At 70.4% G+C, this 19,271-nt stretch carries 15 protein-coding genes; 10 read left to right on the top strand and 5 right to left on the bottom strand.

The genetic code is table 11. The annotated features are described in order from the left end of the window. Window positions 1–228: 228 nt before the first annotated feature. Entirely contained in the window at window positions 229–2,442 is a 2,214-nt protein-coding gene (locus EIY87_RS16950; protein WP_125309012.1) for a (Fe-S)-binding protein, read from the bottom strand. Between the two features lie 153 nt (window positions 2,443–2,595). Here EIY87_RS16950 and EIY87_RS16945 point away from each other — a divergent pair, with 153 nt between their 5' ends. The 3 genes from EIY87_RS16945 to EIY87_RS16935 are packed head-to-tail and all read left to right on the top strand — an operon-like array spanning window position 2,596 to window position 3,938. Then, window positions 2,596–2,925, top strand: a complete 330-nt coding sequence (locus EIY87_RS16945; RefSeq protein WP_125309009.1) for a DMT family transporter — start codon at window positions 2,596–2,598, stop codon at window positions 2,923–2,925. Continuing rightward, complete coding sequence (locus tag EIY87_RS16940) at window positions 2,922–3,482, top strand: TetR/AcrR family transcriptional regulator (RefSeq protein WP_086864339.1); 561 nt, start codon at window positions 2,922–2,924, stop codon at window positions 3,480–3,482. Before EIY87_RS16945 ends, EIY87_RS16940 begins: the two co-directional genes overlap by 4 nt. A 21-nt stretch (window positions 3,483–3,503) precedes the next feature. Then, the gene (locus tag EIY87_RS16935) at window positions 3,504–3,938 is read left to right on the top strand and encodes a GNAT family N-acetyltransferase (protein ID WP_125309007.1); all 435 of its coding nucleotides are present in this window, start codon (window positions 3,504–3,506) and stop codon (window positions 3,936–3,938) included. Between the two features lie 26 nt (window positions 3,939–3,964). Here EIY87_RS16935 and EIY87_RS16930 read toward each other — a convergent pair whose 3' ends face one another. From EIY87_RS16930 to EIY87_RS16915, 4 genes are all read right to left on the bottom strand, one after another. Next, on the bottom strand, window positions 3,965–8,839 hold the full coding sequence (locus EIY87_RS16930; protein WP_125309004.1) for a DNA repair ATPase: 4,875 nt from the start codon (window positions 8,837–8,839) through the stop codon (window positions 3,965–3,967). Further along, the gene (locus EIY87_RS16925; RefSeq protein WP_125309002.1) at window positions 8,836–10,845 is read right to left on the bottom strand and encodes a flotillin family protein; all 2,010 of its coding nucleotides are present in this window, start codon (window positions 10,843–10,845) and stop codon (window positions 8,836–8,838) included. Before EIY87_RS16925 ends, EIY87_RS16930 begins: the two co-directional genes overlap by 4 nt. A gap of 6 nt (window positions 10,846–10,851) precedes the next feature. Continuing rightward, window positions 10,852–11,454, bottom strand: coding sequence for a hypothetical protein (locus EIY87_RS16920; RefSeq protein ID WP_125309000.1), 603 nt, complete (start codon window positions 11,452–11,454; stop codon window positions 10,852–10,854). A gap of 153 nt (window positions 11,455–11,607) precedes the next feature. After that, entirely contained in the window at window positions 11,608–12,141 is a 534-nt protein-coding gene (locus EIY87_RS16915; RefSeq protein ID WP_125308998.1) for a YbhB/YbcL family Raf kinase inhibitor-like protein, read from the bottom strand. Window positions 12,142–12,314: 173 nt separating this feature from the next. Here EIY87_RS16915 and EIY87_RS16910 point away from each other — a divergent pair, with 173 nt between their 5' ends. The 7 genes from EIY87_RS16910 to EIY87_RS16880 all read left to right on the top strand — a co-directional run bounded on the left by EIY87_RS16910 (window position 12,315) and on the right by EIY87_RS16880 (window position 19,239). After that, on the top strand, window positions 12,315–13,085 hold the full coding sequence (locus EIY87_RS16910) for a DUF4097 family beta strand repeat-containing protein (protein ID WP_125308996.1): 771 nt from the start codon (window positions 12,315–12,317) through the stop codon (window positions 13,083–13,085). Window positions 13,086–13,114: 29 nt separating this feature from the next. Then, complete coding sequence (locus EIY87_RS16905; RefSeq protein ID WP_125308994.1) at window positions 13,115–13,348, top strand: hypothetical protein; 234 nt, start codon at window positions 13,115–13,117, stop codon at window positions 13,346–13,348. A gap of 68 nt (window positions 13,349–13,416) precedes the next feature. Then, a complete protein-coding gene (locus EIY87_RS16900; protein ID WP_125308991.1) occupies window positions 13,417–14,856 on the top strand; it encodes an alpha/beta hydrolase in 1,440 nt (479 codons plus the stop codon). A gap of 179 nt (window positions 14,857–15,035) precedes the next feature. Then, window positions 15,036–16,901, top strand: a complete 1,866-nt coding sequence (dnaK, locus tag EIY87_RS16895) for a molecular chaperone DnaK (protein ID WP_125308988.1) — start codon at window positions 15,036–15,038, stop codon at window positions 16,899–16,901. Beyond that, window positions 16,898–17,605, top strand: a complete 708-nt coding sequence (gene grpE, locus EIY87_RS16890) for a nucleotide exchange factor GrpE (protein ID WP_125308986.1) — start codon at window positions 16,898–16,900, stop codon at window positions 17,603–17,605. Before dnaK ends, grpE begins: the two co-directional genes overlap by 4 nt. A 30-nt stretch (window positions 17,606–17,635) precedes the next feature. After that, window positions 17,636–18,808: a molecular chaperone DnaJ gene (gene dnaJ, locus EIY87_RS16885; RefSeq protein WP_125308984.1), complete on the top strand. Its 1,173-nt coding sequence runs from the start codon at window positions 17,636–17,638 to the stop codon at window positions 18,806–18,808. Window positions 18,809–18,813: 5 nt separating this feature from the next. Continuing rightward, the gene (locus EIY87_RS16880) at window positions 18,814–19,239 is read left to right on the top strand and encodes a heat shock protein transcriptional repressor HspR (RefSeq protein WP_125308982.1); all 426 of its coding nucleotides are present in this window, start codon (window positions 18,814–18,816) and stop codon (window positions 19,237–19,239) included. The last annotated feature ends 32 nt before the right edge of the window (window positions 19,240–19,271 follow it).

The raw sequence follows: 19,271 nt of genomic DNA, 5'->3' as shown, positions 1-19,271 counted from the left end.
TCCGTGATCGTCGAAAGGAAGCCTTCGCTGGCATCGGCGGCGGCGAAGGAAACGTCAGGATACGCCCGCTGTCCAGGGTTCAGGTCTTCGTTTGTCCTCCACCTGATGGGCCATTTCGGTGAATTTCATGAACAACTTTCAGGAAAACGATTACCGCGCCGGAAATCGCGCAATGCAATCGGCCCCGACCAGGGAGTTCCTGGCCGGGGCCGTGTACGAAATGTTTCGTCACTCTTTTGCGAGCGAAGGCGCTCCGGTCGGTAGCGGCTTCGCGGCCGGCTTGCGCTTGACCGACTCGAGCAGCATCTGCGCGACGTCGACGATCTCGACCTTCTCGCTCGCGCTGCCGTCGCTTTGCCGGGCGGTCAGGCCGTCGTTCAGCATCACCTTGCAGAACGGGCAGCCGGTCGCGATCTTCGACGGCGCGGTGCCGAGCGCCTCGTCGACGCGCTCGACGTTGATCCGCTTGCCGATCTTCTCTTCCATCCACATCCGCGCGCCGCCGGCACCGCAGCACATCGACTTGTCGCCGTGCCGCGGCATCTCGCGCAGCCGCGCGCCGGTCGCGCCGACCAGCTCGCGCGGCGCCTCGTACACCTTGTTGTGGCGGCCGAGGTAGCACGGGTCGTGGTAGGTGACGTCCTCGGCGACCGGCGCCACCGGCACCAGCTGCTTCTCCCGCACCAGGCGGTTGAGCAGCTGCGTGTGGTGCACGACGTCGAACTGGCCGCCCAGCTCCGGGTACTCGTTGGCGAGGGTGTTGAAGCAGTGCGCGCAGGTCACGACGACCTTGCGCGCCTTCCGCTCACGTCCCTCGAACACCGAGTTCAGGATCTCGACGTTCTGCTGCGCCAGCATCTGGAACAGGAACTCGTTGCCCGCGCGGCGGGCCGGGTCGCCGGTGCAGGACTCCTCCGAGCCCAGCACCTTGTACTTCACGTCGGCCATGTGCAGCAGCTCGGCGACCGCGCGCGTCGTCTTCTTCGCGCGGTCCTCGAACGCGCCGGCGCAGCCGACCCAGAACAGGTACTCCGCGTCTTCCAGGTCGCCGTCGAACACCGGCACCTCGAAGTCGAGGTCCTCGGTCCAGGCCAGCCGGTCCTTGGCGTTCTGGCCCCACGGGTTGCCCTTGTTCTCCAGGTTCTTGAACATGCCGTTCAGCTCGCTGGGGAACGACGACTCGATCATCACCTGGTAGCGGCGCATGTCGACGATGTGGTCGACGTGCTCGATGTCGACCGGGCACTGCTCGACGCAGGCACCGCAGCTGGTGCAGGACCACAGGACGTCGGGGTCGATGACGCCGCCGTCGTCGCCGACCAGCGCTTTCTGCGACTCGGCGATCGCGAGGACGTCGATCCCGGCGTACATGTTGTCGCCGGACAGGCCGACCTCGTCGCCCGCCATGTCGCGCTTGCCGCCGGCCAGCAGGTACGGCGCCTTCGCGTAGGCGTGGTCGCGCAGCTGCGTGATGACCAGCTTCGGCGACAGCGGCTTGCCCGTGTTCCACGCGGGGCACTGCTCCTGGCAGCGGCCGCACTCGGTGCACGTGGAGAAGTCCAGCCAGCCCTTCCAGCTGAAGTCCTCGACCTTGCCGACGCCGAAGGTGTCCTCGTCGGGGTCGGCTTCCTCGAGGTCGAGGACCTTGCCGCCGCTCATCATCGGCTTGAGCGCGCCGAGGGCGACGCCGCCGTCGGCCTCGCGCTTGAAGTAGATGTTGAAGAACGCGCTGAAGCGGTGCCAGGCGATGCCCATGGTCATCGTGCGCGCGACCACGATCAGCCAGACCGTGGCGCTCATCAGCTTGACGAACGCGAACACCGTGACCAGGTTCGGGCTGGCCGGCAGCAGCTCGCCGAGCGGGTTCGAGACGAAGGCGGCCCAGGTCGGCGTCTCGTGCGCGCCGAGCGCGGCCTTCGCGGCGCGGACGCCGATGATGCCGATGCCCTCGATCAGGACGACGGCCTCGATGAAGTACGCCCACTTGAAGTTGGAGCCGGCGAACCGGCTCTGGCGGTCGGCGCGGCGCGGGTGGTTGCGCTGGCGGATCGCCATCAGCACCAGGATGCCGACGATCGTGCCGAGCCCGAGCAGCTCCATGAGCAGCTGGAACGGCGGGAAGTCGTCGAGGATCGGCCAGCCCCAGCTCGGGACGAAGACCTCGCCGTAGGCCTCGAACAGCGCGAGGGAGCCGAGCAGGAAGCCCCACATCACGAGCCAGTGCGCCGGCCCGACGCTGCGCTTGCGGTTCATCCGCGTGTGCGCGGCGAACTCCTTGATCAGCGTCTTGAGCCGCGGGATGAACGGCCCGTTGCGCGTCGAGTCGGGCTGCCCGAGACGGATGATGCGCACGAAGCGCGCGATCGTCGCGGCGAACATTCCCCAGGCGACGACGCCGAGCAGGACCGAGATCCCGCCGAGCGTCAGTTGCAGAGCGCCCATCGTTCGGGTGCCTTTCGTCCGGATCAAACTGTGGTGGTGCCGGGAGACTAACCTTCCTTACTGATGAGTAACCCGTTGAGTGGGGCTAAGTCCCACCGATGTGGTGTACGTCGCTCTTTGTTTTGGGACGATCGTTCAGGTAGTTTTCACCCTATGGGTGCGTACCTCCTCCTCGCGCTGGCGATCGCCGCCGAGGTCTCCGCGACGGTCTCGCTGAAGCTCTCCGAGGGCTTCTCGAAGCTCGGGCCGTCGATCGTCGTGGTGCTCGGGTACGCCGTCGCGTTCGTCGCCCTGTCGTACGTGCTCAAGCTGGGGCTGCCGATCGGCGTCGCCTACGCGATCTGGGCCGCGGCCGGCGTCGCGCTGGTCGCGATCGTCGGCGTCGTGTTCCTCAAGGAGCCGGTCAACGCGGCCATGATCGCCGGGCTGGCGCTGGTCATCGGCGGTGTCGTGCTGATCGAAATCGGGAGTGCTTCGACGTGAAACTGCAGGTCGACGGCCGGAAGGCGCGGGGAGAGAAGCGGCGCGCGGAGATCATCGAGGCCACGCTGCGCATCATCGAGCGCGACGGCGTCGCGGGCGTGACCCACCGGACCGTCGCGGCCGAGGCCGGCGTGCCGACGACGTCCACGACGTACCACTTCTCCTCGCTCGACGACCTGCTGATCGCGACCCTCATCTCGTGCGCCCGCGACATGGCGACCGAGGTCTACTGGATGATCGACCGGGCCCGGTCACGCGGTTCGCGCGGCGCCGAGGAGGTCGCCGGCCTGCTCGCCGAGGCGCTCGGCCCGCGGCGCGGGCGCACGATGGCCGAGTACGAGCTGTACCTCCTGGCCGCGCGGAAGCCGGAGCTGCGCCCGGCCGCGCGGCGCTGGCTCGACGTGCTGACGTCGATGGTCCGCCACGACGACGAAGTGGCCTTCCGGGTGTTCCTCGCGGGTATCGACGGGCTGCTGATCCAGGGCCTGATCGACGACGAGCCGCCGTCCGCGGACGAGCTGCGCCCCGTCGTGGACTACCTGCTGAAACCGCGTTGACGCCGGGCTTAGTTTCGGATCATGCGGACCTTCGGTGAATACGAACTGGACGACGACCGGGCACGGCTGGACCTCGACGTGGTGTGGAAGTTCCTCTCCACCGAGGCCTACTGGGGCCGCTGGCGCACGCGCGAGCAGGTCGAAGCCGCGATCGACGGCTCGTGGCGGGTCGTCGGCGCCTACCGCGGCGCCGAGCAGGTCGGCTTCGCGCGGGCCTTCTCCGACGGCGTCGGCTCGGCGTACCTGGCCGACGTCTTCGTCGTCGACTCCGCCCGCGGCACCGGCCTCGGCAAGGAACTCGTCCGGGAGATGATCGACAACGGGCCCGGCGCCGGCTTCCGCTGGATGCTGCACACCGCCGACGCGCACGGGCTGTACCGCCAGTTCGGCTTCGGCGAGCACACCAAGGGCCGCTACCTGGAACGCGAAGGCGTCAACCAGGAAGCCCTGCGCTAGTACAGCGCCGGGCCCGGGTCCGCGATTCAGTCCGGTATCCCGGACGCCAGCCGTCCCGCTGCCCGCTCGATGGCCGACTCGACCGCTCCCACCCGGTCGGCCAGCAGCCCCACCGCGCCGACCGCGCGGCTCATCGGGTCGTCCTCGGCCCCGCCCAGCGCCCGGGCGCGCAGGTACGCGGCCTTCACGTCGGCCCACCTCCGCGCCTGCTCCGGCGACAGCCGTCCCCGCAGCTCGGCCAGCTTCAGCAGGTTGGCTTCGGCACCCGAGGTCAGGGTCTGCGCCTCACCGGCGTAGTGGTCGTCGACCAGTGCTTCGAGCTCCGCGTCGTTCATCGCGGGCACGATCCGCTCGGCGAGCTTGGTCATGTTCCGGTAGGAACCCTGCAGCTGGAACGGCGGTTCGGTGCGGGAGGCCTCCGCCTGCGCCGCCGAGGCGATGTAGGCCTGGTTGGCGGCCAGCACGATCCGCTGCACCCGCAGGAGCTTCCGGAGCACCGACAGGACCTGCTCCAGCTCGGTCGCCGAATAGGCGTGCCCCAGCTGGTCGGCACGCACCGAACCGTCCCCGCCCGCCATCCGGACCAGCGCGTCCACATCGGACCGGTCGCGCGCGGCGAGCGGTGCCAGGACGGGGTTCGCCGTCAGCGCGTTCTCGATGAAGCTGAGCGCGAACAGCTCTTCCTTGCCCGACAGCACGTCGCCGAGGTTCCACACGTCCGCGCGGTTGGCGAGCATGTCCGGGATGCGGAACCGCTTGCCCTGCTCGGTGTACGGGTTCCCGGCCATGCACACCGCGAACCGCTTGCCGCGCAGGTCGTAGGTTCGCGTGCGACCCTCCCAGACGCCTTCCATCCGCCGCTGCGAGTCGCACAGCGAGATGAACTTCTGCAGCAGCTCCGGGGACGTGTGCTGGATGTCGTCGAGGTACAGCAGCACGTTGTTGCCCTGTTCGAGCGCGAACGAGATCTTCTCGACCTCCTGGCGCGCGGTCGCGTCGGGCGCGTCGGCCGGGTCCACCGACGTGACGCCGTTGCCGAGCGCCGGCCCGTTGACCTTCACGAAGACCAGCCCGAGGCGGCTGGCGACGTACTCCATGAGCGTCGTCTTGCCGTACCCCGGCGGCGAGATGAGCAGCAGCAGGCCGGACTGGTCGGTGCGCTTGGCGTCCCCGGTCGCGCCGAGCTGCTTGGCCAGGTTGTCGCCGATCAGCGGCAGGTACACCTCGTCCAGCAGGCGGTTGCGCACGAACGCGCTCATCACCTTCGGCCGGTACTCCGCCAGCCGCAGCCGTTCGCTTTCGGCGGCCACGAGCGCGTTGCGCCGCCGCTGGTAGTCGCGGTAGCCCGGCACGCGGTCCCGGCGGAAGCGGTGCGTCCTGGCCAGCGTCTCGTCGAGCCGCAGCGTCATCGAGCGGCCGATGATCCGCGGGTGGGCGCCGAGCAGGCCGTCCACGGTGGTCACCAGCGTCGCCGACGAGTCGTAGCGCGGGAGGTCGCACAGCTCGATCGCGACGGCTTCCGGGAGCTCGTCGGCGGGCAGGCCGGTCACCTCGGCGAACGACCGCAGCCAGGCGTCCGCGAGCTGGTGGCGGTCGGCGAGGTCGTCGAGGGCACCGAGGTCCTCGGCCAGGCTCCGCCGGTCGAGCCGGAACTTGTCGAGCACCGCCCGCGCGCCGGCACTCGCGACGAAGCCGGCCGGGGCGACCGCCAGCTCTTCGACCAGGTACTCCCCGGCGAACTCGGTTTCGAGCGCCAGTCCCACGCCGTCGAAGAACGCGCGCACGGCTTCGCTCAGCTCCCGCGCCAGGTCGGCCATCGCCCGCGGGGGGCCGAAGGCGTCCCGGACCCGCGCGAGCGACGCGGCCCGCGTCGTCCAAGCGGCCTTCGCCCGCTCGCCGGCACCGAAGGCCCAGAACACCTGGGCCGCCGCGCGCGCCGCGGGCGGGAACCGCAGCAGCCCGGCCGCGGACCGCAGGCGCAGCAGGGCCGCCAGGATCGCGGCCGCGTCGTGGTCGTGCACGCCGCGCGCGTACCCCTCGTCGTACCGGCCCGCGGCGGTCTCGCGCACGACGTCGAGCAGGTCGGCTTCGACCAGCGCCGCGGCCGGCCGTTCGGCGAGGATCGACGTCGCCAGGTACTCGGCCCGGTACACCTCCGGCGACTCCGACACCAGCAGCTGGTCCCAGTACGGCCGCGTCGCCTCGAACGCCTCGTCGCGCACCGGCGCCCGGTAGTCGGTACCGGTGATCGCGAACCGCATCGAGCCGTCGTGCGGTACCAGCGTCAGGTCGATGTCCTGCGTGTTGACGGCGAAGGTGTGGCGGCCGAGGCGGATGGTCTCGCCGCCCTCGCCGTAGAGGTCCAGCCGGTCGCGCAGGGCCCGGCCGGCCTCCTGGCGAGCGGCCTTCACCCGGCCTTCGAGCTCCTCGGCGCGGACCTGGTCGCCCAGTTCCCGCAGCTCGGCGACGACCCCGCGCAGCTTCGCGACCATCGGGTCGGCCGCGAAGTAGGTGTTGATCTCCTCGGCGGAGGCGAGCGAGCCGACCCGGCGCGTCACGCTGCCGAGGATCCGCTCGGCCGAGCCGGCCAGCCGGTCCGCCCGGCGCGCCCGCTCGTCGAGCAACGCCTGCTTGCGGGACGAGAAGGCCTCGTAGACGTCGGTGCGCTTCTCCCCGAGCGCGGTCAGGAAGTCGTCGAACTCCCCGAACCGGGACTCGAGGTTCTCCAGCTGCAGCAGCAGCCTGCCGAGCTGCTCGTCACAGCGCTCCGGGGTGTCGGCGACCGCGAGCCCGGCCGTGACGGCCTGGGCGAGCAGCGCGAACTCGGCGGCGAACTCGGCCCGGCCCTCGGCCGCGAGCAGCTCCCGGCGGCGCGCGTCGAGCGTGGCCCGCGCGCGGTTGAGGGCGCCGGTCACCTCGCCGACGCGCTCGAGGATCTTGGTGCGCACGACGGCGTCGGCGATGTCGAGCCCGCCCACGACGTCGGTGAGGACCGCCAGGCCGGCGGACTGCTCGTCGAGCCGCTCGGCGACCGGCGCGGCCTCGGCGACCGTCGTGATCGCGCCCGCCGCGGTGATCAACGCGGCCACCTCGGCGTGGTAGCCGGTGAACGCGTCCTCCCCCTGGAGGAACCGCACCGCCCGCTGCGCCGTTTCGGAAAACGCCGTGTCCAGCTCGCCGACCAGCTCGTCCACGCGGGCGGTGTCGGCGTAGCGCAGCTCGCGCACGGTCACCAGGCGCCCGCGGGCCCGGTGCAGCTCGGCGAGACGGCGCACCCACGCGTCCGCCGCGTTCAGCGCCTCGCCCCGCACCCGCCGCACGAGGGACGCCGTGTCCGCCGCCGCCGAGTCGACGGCCTCGGCCGCCTGCGCGGTGAGCGAGGTAACCGTCTCGAACTCGTCCAGCACCTGCTCGGCGGTCACCCGGACGTCGGTCAGCGGCGTGCGCAGATCACCCAGCTCGGCCTCGCCGAGCCAGTGGTAGTGGTCGAACACGCGGGCGCAGGCGGTGATCAGGGCTTCGAACACCGCCGCCGACGGCGCCATCTCGCCGGCCATCCGCGTGATCGAGAGGCAGTCGGAGATCCCGCGGACGAGGTCGGCGTTGCCGACCCGCTCCAGCGGCCCGGTGCCGGCCGGCTGCGCCGCCGCGTAGGTGTCCGACTGGAACGGCGTTCGCCAGACCTGCATCGGGTGCACGCGGCTCGGTTCGTCGGACAGCGCGCGGAACAGGATCATCGTGCCGTCGTCGAACAGCGAGTAGCCGTGGCACGGGATCGGGGTCGCGACCTCCTTGCGGATCACGTTGTACGGCAGCAGGAGCGAGCGTCCTTCGGCCCGCGCGTGGAAGACGTACAGCACGTCCTCGCCGTTGGGCGAGCGGATCACGCGCTCGAACTCGAGGCCGTCCACCGTGGTGTCGAACGTCTTGCCGGCGCCCGTGTCGAGGTAGTAGCCGCCGGGGAAGATGATGCCGTGGTCCTCCGGCAGCCGCTGGCACGCCTGCCCGATGCCGTCGAGCCGCGCGACGTCCTTCGTGCGCGTGTTGAAGACCAGGTAGCGGTACTCGGTCTCCTTGTACGGCAGCATGCGCAGCAGGATCAGCGGGCCGATCCGCGCGTACGACACTTCGGCGTCCGCGAGGCTCTGCAACGGCTCGTCGACGGGCTCGGCGTAGACGCCCTCCCCGGTCTCGGTGTTGTTCTCGACCTTGATCGTCAGCGTGCCGCCGACGGTCTCGACGAACACCTCGTCCTCGATCGAGATGTGCGGGTGCCTGCCGAGGACGTGGTGCTCGCGGGTGGTCTCGACCCACTCGAAATCGTGCGAAGGCGGGAAGACGTGGTCGCGCTCGCCGCGGTTGTCCAAGTAGGACACCGCGCCGTCGGCCGCGACCGCCCACCGCAGCACGCGGATGTCCTCGGTGCGCGGGCCGATCTGGAACACCGCGAGCAGCTTCCCCTCGAGCCGCCGCAGCTGCAGCAGCCGCGCCTGCCGGTAGTACCGGTACAGCTCGCCGAAGTCCCGCCCGAACTGCTCGTCGCGCAGCAGCTCGGGCAGTTCGGCGGCGCTCACGTCGTCGAACCGGAACGCGTCTTCGTCGTGGCTGAAGCGCTGCAGCGAGAAGACGTCGTCGACCGCCGTCTCGGGCTTGAGCCCGATGAAGACGTTGTAGCCGAACAACATCCGCCCGCCGACCGCGACGATGTCCCGCGGCACGCAGTTGTTCGCCGTGCGGATGCGTTCGGTGCCGACCAGCGCGAGCTGCGTGCCGCCGAAGACCTCCAGCCGCCGCGCGTTGAGCTCGTCCGCGCGCTTCGCCAGCTCCGCCGCCTGTGCGGCCAGCCGGGCGCGGAGCACCTCGTAGGTGCCCGCGTCCAGCTCCGGTGCGGCCGCGGTCACTGCTTCGCGGGCACGAGGGTGGCCACCGACGTCTCGGCGAGGCCGAGCCGTTGCGCCGTCACCATCAGCTCACGCAGCTTGTCGCTGTCCGGGCCGCCCGTCTTCAGCTGCTGGGCCAGGAAGGCCGACAGCGTCAGGTTCTTCACGTCCTCGGTGCTCACCGCGCCGATCAGCTTGGCGAGGTCGTCGGTGAAGCTGGCCGAGCCGTCGAGGTAGGGCCGCGCGAGCGACTGGACGACGTCGGAGTGCTGCACGAAGCCGTCCACGCTCTTGCCGAGGCCGATCGAGCCGACGATCCGGTCGAAGAACGCCGTCTCCCCGCCGACGATGTCGATGTCCGCCTTCTCCAGCCCGGCACTGAGCACGACCGCCTGTGCCTCGGCGACGTCCCGCTGCACATCGAGCGCGGCGAGCCGGATCTCCTTCTCGGCGTCCAGCCGCAGCCGGTACTCCTCGTGCTCCCGGCTCGCGTTGTCCAGCGCGGCCATCGCGGCGGCCTTCTCGGTGAGGCCTTCGGCTTCGCCCTTCAGCTTGTCGCGCAGGGCCTCGGCGACCACGGTCGCCTTCTCGCGCTCGACGATCGCCTCGGCGCGGCCGACCTTCTCCAGCGCGACGGCGTCGCGTTCCTTGACCTGGGCGGCGGCGAGCCCCGTGGCGGCCTCCTCGGCCTGGATGCCTTCCGCCAGCCGGATCTTGGCCCGCGTCTCCAGCTCTGCGGCCTGCTGCCGCGCCTCGGCGAGGATCAGCTCTTCCCGCGCCTTGTGCTTCGCGGCCTGCTCGGCGGCCTCGGCGGCCTTGATGTCCTTGACCAGGTTCTCCTGCGCCTCGGCTTCGGCACGGATGACGAGCGCCTCGCGCGAGCGCTGCGCCTCTTCGAGCACGCGCAGCTTCTTGATGTTCTCTTCCTGCTCGGCCACGGTCTTCTCGACGGCGATCCGCTCGCGGATCACCTCGGCGATCGACCGCTTCTCGCCTTCGAGCTCCTTGTCCTTCGCGATCCGGGACAGCTCGGTCTCGCGCTCGCGGCCGATCACCTCGAGCAGGCGGTCCTTCTCGATCCGCTCGGACTCGATGGCGATGACGCGCTCGCGGTTCTTGCCCGCGACCTCGATCTCGCGCTGCTGGTTCTGCTGCTGGATGCCGAGCTGCTCGTCCGTGCGCAGCTGCGCGGCCTGCGCCTTGAGCCGCTCCTCGGCCTGCACCTTGGCGATCTCGGCCTCTTCGCGCGCCCGCGTGGTCTCGACCTCGCGGCGCTGCTTGATCTCCGCGTCGGACTGGCGCCGCTCCAGTTCGAGGATCGCCTCGCGGGCGTCCACGTCCTGGCGGGTGATCTCCTTCTCCTCGTTGCGGCGGAACTCGTTGGTGCGCACGTGCTCGATCGCCGTCAGCTCGGTGATCTTGCGGATGCCCTGCGCGTCGAGGATGTTCGCCGCGTCGAGCGACGCCATCGGGGTCTGCTCGAGGTAGTCGATCGCGGCGTCTTCGAGGCTGTAGCCGTTCAGGTCGGTGCCGATGACGCGGATGATCTGGTCGCGGAACTCGTTGCGCTGGGTGTAGAGGTCGACGAAGTCGAGCTGCTTGCCGACGGTCTTCAGCGCCTCGGAGAACTTGGCGTTGAACAGCTCCTGCAGGGTTCCCTGGTCGCTCGCGCGCTCGGTGCCGATCGCCTGCGCGACCTTCACGACGTCCTCGACGGTCTTGTTGACACGCACGAAGAACGAAATCCGGATGTCGGCGCGGATGTTGTCGCGGCAGATCAGGCCTTCCTGGCCGGTGCGGGCGATGTCGATCGTCTTCACCGAGATGTCCATGACCTCGGCCTTGTGCAGCACGGGCAGCACGATGGCCCCGGTGAAGGTGACGTCGACCTTGCGCACCTTGGAGATGATCAGCGCCTTGCCCTGCGGCACCTTGCGGAACAGCCGGCTCACGACGAACAACAGCACCAGAACGATCAGAACGACGACGGCGATCACCACGCCGGCCCCCAGGCCGATGGCATCCATTCCAGCTCAGTCCTTTTCTGCTTCGAGTTCCAGCGGGCTGACCCAGAAGAACTCGCCCTCGGAGTCGTATTCGTGGATGACCACGCGGCTGCCCGCGTGGAGGTTGCCTTCGCCGGCCAACCGGACCTGGACGATGGCCGACGAGCCGTCGGCGGCGGTGACTTCGGCCTGCCCGAAGTCGTGCGTCACGGTCGATGTGCGGACGACGCAGGGCCGTCCGACGAAGTCCGCCCGCGTCGGCTCGGCCGCACCGGAGAAGAGCCGGCGCAACGGCACCACGAGCACCCGGGTGGCGAGCGCGCCGAGGACCAGGGCGACCAGCAGGACGACGACCCCGAGGAGCACCCGCACCGGCGTGGCCGGGCGGACGGCCTGGAGAACCACCGTGCCGGCGAGGCTGAGGAACCAGCTGAACGCGGTGAGCAGCGAGAGGGAGATGGCCAGCGGTACGCCGCCGAACCCGGCGAACACCCCGTCGTCGAAGACGTGGCCGTGGTCGAGGTCGATGGCGCCGAGCAGGGCCAGCAGCCAGTAGCCGATCACGACGATCAGCAGGAAGCTGAAGAGCACGGCCGGAAAACCCGTGGCCGCGGCGACGAACCCGCTCATCGACGTCGAATCCTTCCCCCCGAGAGGCTCCGGCGCCGCGAGCCTCGGAGCAGGACTGTAACCCGGCTGAACAGGGCTTTCGACTACGAATGGGTCACGGTGGCAGAAAAAGGCCCGGCACCGGTTCGCGCCGGTGCCGGGCCGTGCGGCGGGTCAGCCCTTGTTCTCGTACACCGGTGTGATCACGGCGCGGGCGAGGGTGTGGCCGAACATGTTGAAGCCGAGGAACGCCGGCGTCGCGTCCTCCGGGACCTCGAGCTTGTCGACGTCCAGCGCGTGCACCGCGAAGAAGTACCGGTGCGGGCCGTGCCCGGGCGGGGGCGCGGCGCCGAGGAACCGCTTGACCCCGCCGTCGCCCTTCAGCGTCACCGCGCCTTCGGGGAGGCCCGAGCCGTCGCCCGCGCCGGACGCCAGCTCCGTCACCGACGCCGGGACGTTGAACACGGCCCAGTGCCAGAAGCCGCTGCCGGTCGGGGCGTCGGGGTCGTAGCAGGTGATCGCGAAGCTCTTCGTCTCCGCCGGGAAGCCCTCCCACGACAGCTGCGGCGACCGGTCCTCGCCGCCGGCGCCGAAGATGCCGGACAAGTGGGGCGTGGCCAGGGTTTCGCCGTCGGCGACGTCGCTGCTGCGGAGGGTGAACGACGGCACGTCGGGCAGGGAATCGTACGGACCGGGTGCTTGCGGCATGGATCCTCCTGATCACGGAACTGGAGCCTTGCGCCAGGTTAGGCCCCCGGCACCGCCCCCGCGTGTCAGGGACGGATCTCAGGGTTCTTCGGGGGGTTACCCCCATGTACGCGGTCCCACCCCGGCCATAACGTTCTCGATGCAGAGGAAACAACACTGAGGGGACCACGACCATGGCGCGCCCGCTATTGGCTCTGGGTGGCATCGTCCTGATCGGCGTCGGGCTGGCGACCGCGTTCGGCTGGGGCTGGGGATCGGACTTCGAGAACAGCAAGACGCTGGCGGAGACGATTCGCAGCGTGAAGCTGGAAGGCGACTCGGGCTCGGTGAAGATCCGCACCGGCTCGGGGCCGTCGACCGTGCACCAGTCGGTGAACTACCACTGGCGGAGCAAGCCGGGCGACACGTTCTACCGCGTCGACGGCGACCAGCTCGTGCTCACCGACTGCGGGAGCAACTGCTCGGTCGACTTCGAGGTCGTCGTGCCGGAAGGCGTGCCGGTCAGCGGCAGGCTGGACTCCGGCGGGCTGGACGTCCGCGGGGTGGCCAGTGTGGACGTTCAGGCCGACTCCGGGCACGCCAAGGTCGAAGACGTGCCGGGCCTGGTGAAGCTGCGGCTGGAAAGCGGCGGCATCGACCTGGAGAACGTCGGCGAGGTCCAGGTGCACGCCAGTTCCGGCAGCATCGAGGGCAAGGGCGTGCGCGGCCCGGTCGACGTGACGTCCGAGAGCGGCAGCGTCGAATTCGCGCTGGAGCAGGCCAACAACGTGAAGGTGAAGGCCGACAGCGGGAGCGTCGACGTCACCGTGCCGGGCGGGCCGTACCGCGTTGTCGGCGGCAGCGACAGCGGGCACCGCGACATCGACGTGCCGACCGACGGGTCCGCGGCGCACACGCTCGACCTCACGACCGAAAGCGGCAGCGTCACGGTCCGCGCGGCCTGACTTTTTCCTTACTACGGGGGATTTTTCCGATGGGCAAGATCGAACGGCGCGTGCTGGCTGCCGCGCTGCTGGGCGCGATCGCGATGTTCGGCGTCGTCGGCTTCGCGCGGGTTGGGTCCGCGGCGGCTCCGGCGCAGGGGGTGCCGGTCGCCGTGGATTCCCACTATCGAGTGACTTCGTGGGTGGGTACGCCCGCGGAAGTCGTTGTGCGGCAAGGGAACTCCGATTTCTTCCTCTCCTCCTGGACCACCCGGCGCTCCTGATCCTGTCGGGGGTCGCTGTTAGGAATGGGGTGCGCCGAAGGACGGCGTGCAGGGGGAGGGAACGCATCATGGATCTGCGCCGGATCGCGGCGGCCGTCGCGGTGGCCGTGCTCGTGGCGGCGGTGCCGGCCGTCGCCGAGGCTTCTTCGCTGTCGTGGAGACCTTGTGCCACGCGGCAGGAGCCGACGGCGGAATGCGCGTCGGTCGACGTACCGATCGACCGCGCGAAACCGGAACCGGGGTCGGCGCGGCTGGCGCTGACCCGGCTGCCCGCGCTCGACCGGGCGCACCGGATCGGCTCGCTGCTGGTGAACCCGGGCGGGCCGGGCGGCTCGGGGGTCGGGTTCGTGCGGTTCGGCGGGCTGGCCTCGCCGGACCTCGCCCGGCTGCGGCAGCGGTTCGACGTCGTGGGCTTCGACCCGCGCGGGGACTGGTTCAGCACGCCGCGCATCACCTGCGGTCCGTCGTTGTGGGATCCGGCGCTGAACCGGTTCCCGGCGTCCCGGCCGGAGTTCGAGGCGCTGGTGGCGCACAACCGCGAGGCGGGCGAGGACTGCCTGGCCCGCACCGGGCCGCTGCTGGCGAACGCGGACACGCGGAGCGCGGCCGAAGACATCGAGGCGATCCGCGTCGCGCTGGGCGAGCCGAAGATCTCGTGGCTGGGCCTGTCGTACGGCACTGAGCTGGGCGCGGTCTACGCATCGGCGCACCCCGGCCGGGTGCGCACGATGGTTTTGGACGGCGCGGTCGACCACGCCCGGCCGGTGCGGCAGGCGATCCTCGAGGAGGCCGCGGCGACCGAGGACGCGCTGGTCCGGTTCGCGGACTGGTGCCGTGGCTCGGCCGAGTGCGCGTTGCACGGCCAGGACGTCCTCCGGTTCTACGACGACGTCGTGGGGCGGGCGGCGCGCGGCGCGATCTGGTCGAGCAACCTGGGGCGCCACGCGACGGCCGACGAGGTCTCGGCGGGGGTCTACAACCACCTCTACCTCCGGGACGAGTGGCCCGCGCTGGGCAAGGCGCTGGCCGCGGCCGGCGGCGAGTTCCCGGACGCCCGCGGGCTGACCGAGCGGAACCAGTTCGGGTCGCCGAGCTACGGCGCCTACCGGGCGATCGGCTGCCACGACTTCCCGTCGCCGTTCACCGGGCCGGCGGACATGGGCGCGCTGGCCGGGCTGCTCCGCGCGGTGGCGCCGCACAGCTGGCGGTACTCCGAGTACTGGGACTTCACGAGCGGCTGCACCGGCTGGCCGATCCCGGCGAAGAACCCGCCGCGGCCCGACCCGGTCCACGGCGCCCCGCCGATCCTGGTGGTCGGCGGCGCCCACGACCCGGCGACCCCGCTGTCCTGGGCCCGCGGCCTGGCGGCGAGCATCGACGGGTCGGCCCTGCTCACCCGCCTCGACGACGGCCACACGGGCCTGCTCAACTCGGCCTGCGCCCGCGCGGCCGAGGTGGAGTACCTGGTGAGCGGGCTCACACCCGGTTCTCGCCGGCTCTGCCGCTGAACCCGGGAACAAGAACCGGGGCAGCCTCGTTAGGCTGAGTACGAAGGTTGAGCGCAGTCGACTCAAGTCCGGCTTGACGAGGCCCGCGAAGACCTGACTAAACTTGCCAGGGACCCGCTCAAGGCGGGGACGAACGTGCAGGTCACGAACATAGCAGGCTTACACAGGAGGAAAGCACCATGGCGCGAGCGGTCGGCATCGACCTCGGCACGACCAACTCGGTCGTCGCCGTCCTTGAGGGCGGCGAGCCGACGGTCATCGCCAACTCGGAAGGCTCCCGGACCACCCCCTCGATCGTCGCCTTCGCCAAGAACGGCGAAGTGCTGACCGGTCAGCCGGCGAAGAACCAGGCCGTGACGAACGTCGACCGGACGATCCGGTCCGTGAAGCGGCACATCGGCACCGACTGGAAGACCGAGATCGACGGGAAGAACTACACGTCGCAGGAGATCAGCGCCCGGGTGCTGATGAAGCTCAAGCGCGACGCCGAGGCGTACCTGGGCGAGACCATCACCGACGCGGTGATCACCGTCCCGGCGTACTTCGAGGACGCGCAGCGGCAGGCCACCAAGGAGGCCGGGCAGATCGCCGGCCTGAACGTGCTCCGCATCGTCAACGAGCCGACCGCCGCCGCGCTGGCGTACGGCCTGGACAAGGGCGAGAAGGAACAGACCATCCTGGTCTTCGACCTCGGTGGCGGCACGTTCGACGTCTCGCTGCTGGAGATCGGCGAGGGCGTCGTCGAGGTCCGCGCGACCTCCGGTGACAACCACCTCGGTGGTGACGACTGGGACGAGCGCATCGTCAAGTGGCTGGTCGACAAGTTCAAGGCCACGAACGGCATCGACCTGACCAAGGACAAGATGGCGCTGCAGCGCATCCGCGAGGCGGCGGAGAAGGCGAAGATCGAGCTGTCCAGCTCGAACTCGGCCAGCATCAACCTGCCGTACATCACCGTGGACGCGGACAAGAACCCGCTGTTCCTCGACGAGACGCTGTCGCGCGCCGAGTTCCAGAAGATCACCTCGGACCTGCTCGACCGCACCAAGGCGCCGTTCAACAACGTCATCCGGGACGCGGGCATCTCCGTCGGCGACATCGACCACGTCGTGCTCGTCGGTGGTTCCACCCGCATGCCGGCCGTCGCCGAGCTGGTCAAGGAGCTGACCGGCGGCCGCGAGCCGAACAAGGGCGTGAACCCGGACGAGGTCGTCGCCGTCGGCGCCGCGCTGCAGGCCGGCGTCCTGAAGGGTGAGGTCAAGGACGTCCTGCTGCTGGACGTGACCCCGCTGTCGCTGGGCATCGAGACCAAGGGTGGCGTGTTCACCAAGCTCATCGAGCGCAACACCACGATCCCGACCAAGCGCTCGGAGATCTTCTCCACCGCGGACGACAACCAGCCGTCGGTGCAGATCCAGGTGTTCCAGGGTGAGCGCGAGATCGCGGCGCACAACAAGAAGCTCGGCATGTTCGAGCTGACCGGTCTCCCGCCGGCCCCGCGCGGCGTGCCGCAGATCGAGGTCACCTTCGACATCGACGCCAACGGCATCGTGCACGTGACCGCGAAGGACCTGGGCACGAACAAGGAGCAGTCGATGACGATCACCGGTGGCTCCGCGCTGCCGAAGGACGACATCGAGCGCATGGTCAAGGACGCCGAGGCGCACGCCGAGGAGGACAAGGCCCGCCGCGAAGAGGCCGAGACCCGCAACCAGGCCGAGACGCTGGTCTACCAGACCGAGAAGTTCCTCAAGGACAACGACGACAAGCTGCCCGAGGAGCTCAAGGGCAAGGTCAAGTCCGCCATCGACGAGGCCAACGAAGCGCTGAAGGGCACGGACTCGGCCAAGATCCGCGAGGCGATCGAGAAGCTGAACACCGCTTCGCAGGAGCTGGGCACCGCGCTGTACGCCAACGCGAACGCCGGTGCGCCGGGCGCCGAAGGTGCCGCGGGGGCGGCCGGGGACGCCGGTGCGGCCGGCGGCCAGGCCAAGGCCGATGACGTGGTGGACGCCGAGATCGTCGAAGAGGACGAGAAGAAGTGACCCATAGCTACGACGAATCCGAGAACCAGGGCCGAGGCCCCGAGGAGCCGGTGGTCGTGCGGGATCGGCGGCGGGTGGACCCCCAGACCGGGCAGGTCCGCCCGCCCGGTCCGGCCCACGCCGCGCCGGAGCCGGCGGAGGAGCCCGTGGAGCACGCGGGCCCCTCGCTCGGCGAGTCCATTGTGGACGAGTCGGTGTCGGTGGTCTCCGACGTGGAGAAGGAGCTGGCCGAGCGCACCGCCGACCTCCAGCGCCTGCAGGCGGAGTACGCCAACTACCGCAAGCGGGTCGAGCGCGACCGCGAGGCGGTCGTCCTCGGCGCGAAGGCGACCGTGGTGAACGACCTGCTGCCGCTGCTCGACGACCTCGAGCGGGCCGAGCAGCACGGTGACCTCACCGGCGCGTTCAAGGCCGTGGGCGACAAGCTCATCAGCGGCCTGCAGCGCGCGGGGCTCGAGTCGTTCGGCGCCGAGGGCGAGGCCTTCGACCCGAGCGTGCACGAGGCCGTGCAGCACAACACCTCGCCGGACGTGGCGGGCCCGACGGTCACCGTGGTCATGCGCCGCGGCTACCGCTTCGGGGACCGCGTTCTGCGGGCGGCGCTGGTCGGCGTGACCGACCACGAGCCCGGCGCGGCCCCGGTGGACCCGTCCGTCGGTGGCGAGCTGCCACTCGACGGCGGACCAGATGACCAGCAGCAGTAGGAGAAACCCAGTGGGAGGAGGAGACGCCCGATGAGCGCACGGGAATGGATCGGTAAGGACTTCTACCGTGAGCTGGGCGTCTCCTCCGACGCCACCGCGGACGAGATCAAGAAGGCCTACCGGAAGCTGGCCAAGGAGAACCACCCCGACGCGAACGCCGGCAACGCGGACGCGGAGCAGAAGTTCAAGGCGGTCTCCGAGGCCTACGGCGTGCTCTCCGACGCGAGCAAGCGCAAGGAGTACGACGAAGCGCGGCGGCTCTTCGGCGGCGGGGGCGGGTTCAACTTCCCTGGAAGTGGAAGTGGCACCGGCAGCTTCGACGTCGGCGACATCTTCGGCCAGGCCGGGGCCGGCCAGCAGGGCGGCTTCGGCGGGCTCGGGGACATCCTCGGCGGGCTGTTCGGCCGGGGCCGCGCCTCGGCGGGCGCGACGGCGAACCGGCCGCAGCGCGGGGCCGACGTCGAGACGGACGTCCGGATCGACTTCACCGAGGCGGTCAAGGGCGCGACCCTGCCGCTGCGGCTGTCGAGCCCGGCGACCTGCTCGACGTGCGGCGGCAACGGCGCGAAGCCGGGCACGTCGCCGCGGACCTGCCCGACCTGTTCCGGGTCGGGGCTGGTCAGCCGCAGCCAGGGTGCCTTCGCGTTCTCGGAGCCGTGCCGCGACTGCCGTGGCCGCGGGACGATCATCGACGACCCGTGCCCCGAGTGCGGCGGCGAAGGCGTCAGCACGCGCACCCGCACGCTGACCGTCCGGATCCCGCCGGGCGTCGACGACGACCAGCGGATCCGGCTGGCCGGCCAGGGTGAGCCGGGCCGGGGTGGCGCGCAGGCGGGCGACCTGTACGTCCGGGTGCACGTGGCACCGCACGCGCTGTTCGGGCGCAAGGGGCTCGACCTGACGATCACCGTGCCGGTGGACTTCACGGAACTGGCGCTGGGCACCACGATCACGGTGCCGACGCTCGAAGGCAAGGTCTCGCTCAAGGTGCCGCCGGGCACGGCGAGCGGGCGGGTGCTGCGCGTGCGCGGCAAGGGCATCGCCAAGCGGGACGGTTCGCAAGGTGATCTGCTCGTCACCCTCCAGGCGGCGATTCCCGCCAAACTGGACGACAAGGCGCGCGAAGCTCTGCAGGCGTACGCCGAGGCGATGGCCGGGCACGACCCCCGGCCCGAGATCACTGAGCTGCTCGAAGGCAGGTGAGTGGGATGTTCGGCGGGATCCCCCAGGAAGGCGACGAAGAGACCCCGGTGTTCGTCATCTCGGTGGCGGCACAGCTCGCCGGGATGCACGCGCAGACATTGCGCACCTACGACCGGCAGGGCCTGGTGTCGCCGGGCCGCACGTCCGGTGGCGGGCGGCGCTACTCGATGCGGGACATCGCGCTGCTGCGCGAAGTCCAGCGCCTGTCGCAGGAGGACGGCGTCAACCTGGCGGGCATCAAGCGCATCATCGAGCTGGAGAACCAGGTCGACGCGCTGCGGGCCCGGATCACCGAGCTGACCGAAGAACTGGCCGCGGCGTACGTCGCGGGTGAACAGGCCGCGGCGGCGGCGCACGCGTCCTACCGCCGGGATCTGGTGCCGCTCAACCAGCAGACCGCGATGGTGGTCTGGCGGCCCAAGCGCAGGTGAACCGAGAAGGCCTCCCCGGGTGACCGGGGAGG

Origin of the sequence: Amycolatopsis eburnea (genome assembly GCF_003937945.1) — a bacterium.
Taxonomy (GTDB): Bacteria; Actinomycetota; Actinomycetes; order Mycobacteriales; family Pseudonocardiaceae; genus Amycolatopsis; species Amycolatopsis eburnea.
The sequence above is the reverse complement of the archived record's forward strand: the minus strand, read 5'-3'. Positions and strand labels throughout refer to the sequence as shown.